The 8359-nt window shown below is 48.2% G+C and carries 4 protein-coding genes; all 4 read right to left on the bottom strand.

The window, feature by feature from the left end; genetic code table 11:
• Positions 1-1562: SusD/RagB family nutrient-binding outer membrane lipoprotein (locus ABWO75_RS12735; RefSeq protein ID WP_353186111.1), on the bottom strand; the 1562-nt coding region annotated here is incomplete at its 3' end.
• Positions 1563-1587: 25 nt separating this feature from the next.
• Positions 1588-4605, bottom strand: a complete 3018-nt coding sequence (locus ABWO75_RS12740; protein ID WP_353186113.1) for a SusC/RagA family TonB-linked outer membrane protein — start codon at positions 4603-4605, stop codon at positions 1588-1590.
• A gap of 503 nt (positions 4606-5108) precedes the next feature.
• Positions 5109-6455, bottom strand: a complete 1347-nt coding sequence (locus ABWO75_RS12745) for a DUF4861 family protein (protein ID WP_353186114.1) — start codon at positions 6453-6455, stop codon at positions 5109-5111.
• 35 nt (positions 6456-6490) lie between these two features.
• On the bottom strand, positions 6491-8242 hold the full coding sequence (locus ABWO75_RS12750) for an amidohydrolase family protein (protein WP_353186116.1): 1752 nt from the start codon (positions 8240-8242) through the stop codon (positions 6491-6493).
• Positions 8243-8359 lie beyond the last annotated feature (117 nt).

Consider the following 8359-nt stretch of genomic DNA (forward strand, 5'->3'; position numbering starts at 1 on the left):
GCATCCCACCACAATCTCGTATGATTAGCATCCGGCCCATTAAGTAATGTACGCGCATTTTCCACCGCCACGGAATTGTTTGTGATCTCCGCAGTTGTAAACTTTAACCTTCTCATCATGCCGGTTACCGGAATATCCGGATTAAAGGATTCAATAATAGCAAAACCAACAGGATAACCCGTCCGCCTACGCTCACTCCACGCCTCCCAACTATCGGGGAAGAGTGCAATCCATTTCTGTGTAATAATCTGTTCCAATTGCGTTTCAAAATCGGCCGCTTGCTGGTAAGCAACCGGAATATCCGACATGGCCGGGGTATTCCATTTATCACTGATGGCCACGGGTGTATTCATGCTGTTTTGGTAAGTTTCGACCTCATCAGACGTCGCGGCTCCCCATTGTTCCATGGATATAGCAATACCCTGATTGTATAACTCCGCTGCACTTCCCCCCATATTCCACCCCCGTAGCGCGCCTTCAGCGCGGAGAAAGTAGTTCTCAGCGGCTACCATAACCTGCAAAGGTGGATTAATGCCACCCCGTGCCAATGGCCGCCATCTGGTATTGATAAAGGAATGTGTCGGTTCCAGAAAGGGTCCTTTTTCGAGTCGGGGCATTCCATTCCGGATGCCTTTATACCCGCCTCCTTCTACTGCCGCATCAAAATATTCTCGGATACGGGGGTCGTCATAGCCTTCCAGTACACTCTGCATAGTGGCACTCATCCTAAATTCGTCTATGTAGGTAATTGCTGCATAAAAGTTCAGTGAATTTGCTGTTGTAAGCACATTTGCATTTTGATCATTTTGGGTCATTACACCAGCCGCCACGGCTTTCTCAGCTTCCGTCTTAGCCAGCTCTGGATCAATGTAAGCCAAGCGAACCGCGAGCCGCAGCCTTAGGGAGTTCGCAAACGTCAGCCACTTACCCGCATCACCCGCATAAACTAAATCATTTGAACCAAAACCATTGGCAGATGTATTGGCAGACAACACCGCGACCGCTTCATCCAACACGTTAAAAAAGTCATGATACACAAATTCCTGCGAATCATAAGCCACGCTGGTTTGCCCATTGCCGAATTCAGAATAAATCGTCGGTCCAAAAAAGTCAGAGATGCGGTGGTACATTACCACCTTCCAAACCTTTGCAATGGCATTCTCAACCGCCATATTACTCGCAGCAGTGGTTTGCTCCACAAATAGCAATTGCGGAGCTGCCCTCGAATAAACATCATCATAGTAGCGAGAGGTCCAGCTCATCACCTCCAGAAAATTTCCCGAATCAAAATTAGCTTCTGTCGTTGCAAAGTATTGGGCATATTCATCGGAAAACAGACTTTGCGATCGCTGAAATGCCTGATTATCTCCATTCAATCCATAAAATTGTGACTGGGCAAATGCCTGTCCCAAAAGAGAGGCATCAATATCATCGACAATTATCTGGTTTTCGGGAACATTGAGCTCGTCAAAATGATCTGTACATGTGCTGAATGTGCCCATTGCCAACGCAATAGTGACTGTTCGTTTTATGATATCCGATGTTAAGCTAAGAATCTTCATGATAATTGAAATTAGCAAGTATAGATTAAAAATCAACCTTTAAACTGAACCCGAAAGATCGGGAAGATGCCGGCGTAAAGGCCTGAGTACCTTCCGATGATGCTCCCGTACCCCCCATAAAATCAGGATCCAGGTGGTCAGAAGCGCGGTACAGGAAAAACAGGTTACGACCAACTAGGGAGAGCTGCACGTTACTGATAGGCCATTTATTAAACAGTGCCGATGGCAATGTGTAATCCAAGGTTAGTTCCCGGAGGCGTGTATTTGTTGCATCATCTACGAAAGCCTCTCCTACCGGTATGCTTCTTCCGCCGATACTTCTCCAGAAGGATTCCGCGGATATGGCGATATTATTGGGAGAACCGTCTTCCAATACTGCCACCTCATCCGTGAACACATGCTGTCCGAACACTAGATCTCCATTTCTTCCAATGAGTGTTTGTTCAGTAACGCCGTCATCGTATAAAATCGCGTTTGTTTCCGAAGCCACTGTTCCGCCCTGACGGTGTTCGATCAAAAAGCTCAGCCCAAAATTTTTGTACCGGAGGGTATTCGATATACCCCCCGTCCAATCCGGATTGAAATTTGCGACCAGCACTGTGATACCGCTTGTAACCTTGGGAAGGCCGTTGGCACCAACGATAACGCGTCCCTGTTCATCCCGTATAAAACCCCTGGAATAAATATTACCGAAAGGCTGCCCCTCTTCAATAATGAAATTACTGAAGAAGCCCGAAGGCGTTAGGTTAACCCGCGGCCGCTCGTCCGAAATCCGGTTTACCATATTTCTGTTCAATCCGAAATTTAGGTTCAGGTCCCAGCTGAAATCATTTTGTTTAACCGGCGTGGTGGTAATCAGCGCTTCAATACCCTTATTCTCTACATCACCGCCATTGGTGTAATACTCCCTCGCCCCTGACCCAACGGGCAGCGCTACCGTAAATAGCTGATCGTATGTATTTGTCTTATACGCTGTGATGTCGAATCCCAACCGGTTTTGAAAAAACCGGAGGTCCAGCCCTATTTCCGTTGAACGTGTCCGTTCAGGGCGCAGGTTGGTATTAGGCAACGTATTGCTAAGTTGCAGGAAACCGTTGGTTCCCCCGGCGCTGAATGACGCCGTCCGCCTTACCATGTAAGGGTTTGCGCTATTGCCGACCTCGGCCCATGATCCCCTTATCCGTGCCATGGATATCGCCTCTGGAAATTCCATTAAATCAGACAATACCGCACTTAAGCCCACAGACGGATAAAAATAGGAACGGTTATCGGCCGGCAGCGTAGAACTCCAATCGTTTCGGCCAGTAACATCTAAAAAAACAGCACTTTTCCAGCTCAGCTGACCAAATGCATATAAGGAATATATATCCTGGTTTAACCCCGGATTATGGGTAACCACCGGAAGATTGGTATTGCTAAGCGCGAAGAAATTAGGGATAATCATCGCTTGGCCCGTACTCACACGCACGGCACTATTACGTTGAATTTTAATATTACCGCCGACACTTAGGTCCACGTTCCAATCCGTGGCAAACTGCTTATTAAAGGAGGCCAGAAAGTCGGCATTAAACTCACTTTCCCGATTGCTTTCCACGTTGTATTGCCCATCCGGCGCACTTGCATAGTTATCGTTATATAACTTCTCCTCCCTGCCTCCATTGGCACCATCATAAGAGCCGCGGACCATCAGCTTAAGATGATCGGAAAACTGATAACTCAATGATGTTAACGCGATAATCCGTTCACGTTCGGTGTCGTTTGGCGTACGGTTTAAAATCCAATATGGGTTTCCGCCTATTGCGGAACCGGGATTAAAATAATTCTGTTTGTTCAGGCCTTCTGCATCCGTGTATTCAAAATCCCGCAGATGGGCGGTCTGGATATTTCTGGGCAGTCGGTAGATCATCCTGGTGGGGTTATATCTTCCACCGAAATAGCCGTTAGCGATTTTTTGGTAGATATAATCTGCTTTCACGTCAAGTGTCAATCCCTTTGCCAGCTGGTTATTCATCCGGGCGGACACGTTATGCCTTTTTAGCTCATTACCCGGCAAAATACCCGCGGCATCCGTCAGCGTATAAGAAAACATGGTCTGTGTTCTTTCTCCCCCTATTGTTGCATATACATTAGTTGTCGCGTTATGACCATTTTGGTAAGCATCTATATTGTTATCTGGTTGAGGCGTTAGCGCATAGGTAGCACCCGCCATGGCCGGATCTAATGACCAGTGCTCGACGGTCTGTCCCTCCATCCTTGGTCCCCACGAATATTCCGATGTTCTATCATATAGACCGCCCTGTCCCTGACCATATTCGTTTTGGAAATCCGTTAATATGATCGGCTGTTGGATCATAAACGTCTGACTGACACCAACACGCGTAACGCCAGCTTTTCCTCGTTTGGTTTCAATAACAATGGCACCATTTTGCGCGGCGCTGCCGTACAGCGCTGCCGCATTGGGACCTTTAAGGATATTGATTGATTCAACATTATCCGCATTCAGGTTGTCCGGATTCCCCCGAATCGGAACACCATCTACAACATAAAGCGGCTGGCTGTCTCCCGATATGGATTTATTCCCCCGCAAAACCACCCGGGCTGATGCACCAACACCAGATGCTGATGAGTTGATAGATAAACCGGCTACTTTTCCCTGAAGGGAATTCATAATGTTCGGTTCACGCGCCTTGGTCATCTGCTCCGTACTAACGCGCTGTGTGCTATAGGTCAATGACCTTGTCTGACGCTCAATACCCAGCGCCGTAACGACAACTTCTTCCAATGCGGTAGATTCGTCCACTAATGAAACATCAATCACCTGCTGTCCGTTCACTGGAATCTCCTTCGGCACAAAACCAACATAAGTAAAGACAAGGGTGGCGGTTTTAGACACACTGATTGAATAACCTCCATTGGCGTCAGTGGTAGTTCCGGTACGGGTCCCCTGCAACGTCACGCTTACGCCCGTCAGCCCGTTTCCATTCGCATCCATTACCCTTCCACGAACAATAATATTATCCTGTACACGATTTTGTTCTGGCAAGAAAACAACATTAAGTCGCCCGTGTAATTCCTTTTTTTCGCCGCCCCGATCGGCCGGTTCGGCATAAAGGATTCCGGCATTTGTCACGATCAGCAGGCACGAACCAGTCCATCTGGCAAGTTGAAGTAGGGTTTGGCACAACTCCAAAAACGGCTTACACATACAATGCCGATGCCTGTGGTAATTAAAAGGGAACATCAATAAATTCATAATTTAACTGTGTTTTTAAGTTAGGGAATTAAACACATCACGCAGCCGGTGCAGCCGCCCATCACTCCATTGGTTAGCTATTTGCTGTTTAAGCATACAAGCCCGGAAAGGTTGTTGGATAGTTAAACAGTCTATACTATAGACTAGAAATACGGCAAAAGTCCCACTGCCGTTTCATAAATCTTTCATCACATTACTTTCCTTACCACAATACGCCCTAAATGCGATGATCCAGCTAATTAGCATTCCACTTAGCTGAAATACTAATTAGCTGGATTAACCATGCAGCTATGCTATGGCTTTTTCTGTTCAAATTCATGCACTTTAACAACCGGTGGATGGTTGTATTTCTGTGCCTCGGCTTCCACATACTGGACGAAATCCGCTTCGTTATTGTGCTTCTTGCCAAAACTCCACCCATCAATTACCATATACTCGTAAGTCTGATCGGCTGTCTGCGGAATCATAAAAACATGATTACCGCCATAATTGGTCATTTCATGATATTTGGGCTGGTATTTTTCCTTCACCACGATACCGATGCCCTGCCAGGGCACAATTAATACATCTTCGCCGATATCCTCATCCGGGATACGGGCCTCAATGTCTTTCCCCATGGAAACCGCAATCCCGTTTTTGTTTATGGATTTATATTCATCCATAATCTTCCGGATGCCGACACCGAACATGGCATCGCCGGCCGGAGGCATAAACTTATCAAAGGCCACCTGCACCGTGCTCCAGCTTTTGTGTGCATAGGCGGAATAATATTGTTTCAGCTCGTAAAAGCCTTTTTCTGAATTCCAGTTTGTCGTGGTCACTTCGATCATGCTTCTTAACGGCCCGTTGTACACTACGTCGTAAGCATATCGGGTATCCAGGTACGGTCCCTTGTCCTTGTATGGCGAGTGGTACGCCCGCGCAGGGTGTTCCGGGTCTTTGGGGTTTTCAAAAATACAGATTCCACCGCCCCCGAAGGTTTTGGCCACTGTCATGATATCCGTCCCCATTTCCCAAGGCATGTAATAGCCGGAGTTATTGGTTGAATACTCGTAATATGCCGTCAGCATGGGGTCGCGCTTTCCATGCACATCCAAGTCGTGGGGGTACCACAGTTTCCACCCCATGTCTTTCGATTCCCAGAAAGGCACGGTATGGCGACCGTAATTGCCAATGCCTGCGTGCACCTCGTGTTCAAACATGCCGCGTTCGTAAAATCCGATGTAGATATAAAACTCGCGCGTTTCCTTCGGTTGCAAGTCGCTAATGAAAAAGATTTCATCCCAGATACCATCCTTGTTCACATCATCAACTTGCAGCACAATGGAATGCCCGTTGGTTTCCTTCCGGCGCAAATAACCACTCATTTCCTTCAGTTCTTCCATGGTAGGTTCGTGGTTGCTCGGCAGTTTGGGATCCACGACCGCAATCCAGCGTTCGGGTATATTTTGAACGGGCAGCTGTTCCCGTTTTACGACAATCGGCTGGTTTTCCAGCGGAATATCCAGCACATTCGTTACCGAAATCCGTATCCGCTGTCCGGGCGCAAAATCATTGCCTTCAGTATACCAGCCCGGACCGGACTGTGCATACGTAGAAAGGGACAACAATAGAACCAGGTATGTACAAATTATTTTCATGTTCATCGTAATAAAAATTAAGTGGAATGAAGCGGCTACAAACGGTCTAAATAAGGAGCCGGTATGTTATGACGGGGAAGGCGTCCGATACAGGGTTCGATGACCCCAAACGCATTTTCTCCCAATATCTTTTTCTTTGATGATAGTGGCAGCCGCGAAAAGACCACCCAGCCCAGCTGCTGCCGCGGATCCCGCATCGGCAAATCTGACCCATACAGGATGCGGTCATCCCCCACATGCGCCACCAGGTACTCGATAATCCCCAGCGGTACCGGCGTCAGCGTGATCTCCGCATACACATTGGCATATTTCTGCATGGCCGATATAGCCATATCGGCCATGGCATAACTACCGCCGGCATGAGCAATAACCCACCGCACGCCCGGATATTTCGCTGCCAGTGTTTCTACCTCCAGTAAATCCGTCCGCGTTGGATGGATCAAGGCGTACAGCCGGTTCTGTTCACCGAATTTCCACCATATATCATACGAATGGTGATGGTACTCTACACCATAAAAATGATAGGGTTTCATTCCGATAATGCGCTTATCGGCATATAATGCAGGAATCATATCTCCCAATTGCTGCTGTGTATAGTGGGTAGGGTCAAATGTGCCCAGCCCCCAGAAGCCCTGGGGCGAATGGTCGAGTGTCTGCTGTACCAGCCGGTTGCCGGCAACGGCATCGTTACTAACTACCCCAACCCAGCTCATGAAGCCGCCGCCGATGCAGCCGATTTTCTTCATCATGGCAAAAATCCCCTCCGGACCGCCATTTTCCATCCGGTATCCGGCGCCTCCTGCACCGTTCAATCCTTCATGCAGCATATGCATGTGCATATCCACAACGGGTACGGGCAGCGTCTGTCCACGGCGGACAGCCGTCATCAGCACATCTTCCGAACGGTTCGTGTGAATGGCCGGTGGACGCAGTCCACCCAGCAGACGGATCAGGTTTCCCCCCGCTATTTTTGCGCGTGCATCGGCCGGTACTCCCGCATAGTCGACATAACAACGATGGGCACCTGCCGACATCGTGGGCGTATCCGAAGCAAAGATAAGCTGGTCGGTGTGTCCCTTTTTGTGTAGGTATTCCAAGCCTTCATTGATCTGAAAACGGTCAAAACTGATATGGAGGTTGGCATGCCGTTCCAGCAACGGCAACAGGTAGCGCTGTTCAATCCAGTTGGTATTTGTGATCAGCAACGGAATGGATGTATATCGATTCAGAAACTGATTCAGCGCAGCCCAGCCGCCCAATTCAGCAGCCGTCGTAATGGTCAATATCCGCTGACTTTCCAGCCAGTCCAGCAATTCGTTGCTTGTTTCGGCCGTCCAGTCCCAGCCATTGGAAAGCGGATTGATCGTAACCGCCTTTACGCCATGTTCCCGCATGCTGGCACCCAGCGTTTCGGGGTCGGGAAATTCACCGGTATGGTGGGGCAATACATTCCATATCGCGAATAAACGCGAATGCGGCTTCAGCATATCGCTGAGTTCGAGGTTGGAATACATGGCATCATAAGCCACCGATAAGGTGTAGGCCACTAATGCACCCGAAATTGAGCAATGGTCAAGCTCACGTAGCAAATCATCCAACCGCCATTGTTCGGCAGGATGTTTATACCGTCGCGGCCCAATGCGGGTAAACGCGTCAAAGAACAGCATGTCAGTTGCTGTATCGGAAGAAGAAAGCTGGCCCAGAAAAGATGCTTCCGGTAACATGGAAGCGCCCAAAAGCGCAATGGAGTTCTGTTTAATAAAGTGACGTCTGGAATAATGAATCATTTGAGCACGTTCGGATTACAAATTGGGTAACGTAAGTGCCGGCCTGTGACCAGGCCGGCATTTTACAAGCAATATAACCAATTATTTATCATTAATTTGTCGGTGTTGGGAATAAAT

Source organism: Parapedobacter lycopersici (assembly GCF_040395035.1).
Lineage (GTDB): Bacteria > Bacteroidota > Bacteroidia > Sphingobacteriales > Sphingobacteriaceae > Parapedobacter > Parapedobacter lycopersici_A.

What these genes read in the sequence shown, in the direction of transcription:
- ABWO75_RS12745 (WP_353186114.1), bottom strand. Translation starts at nt 6,455, where the DNA reads ATGAAAATAATTTGTACATACCTGGTTCTATTGTTGTCCCTTTCTACG.
- ABWO75_RS12750 (WP_353186116.1), bottom strand. Translation starts at nt 8,242, where the DNA reads ATGATTCATTATTCCAGACGTCACTTTATTAAACAGAACTCCATTGCG.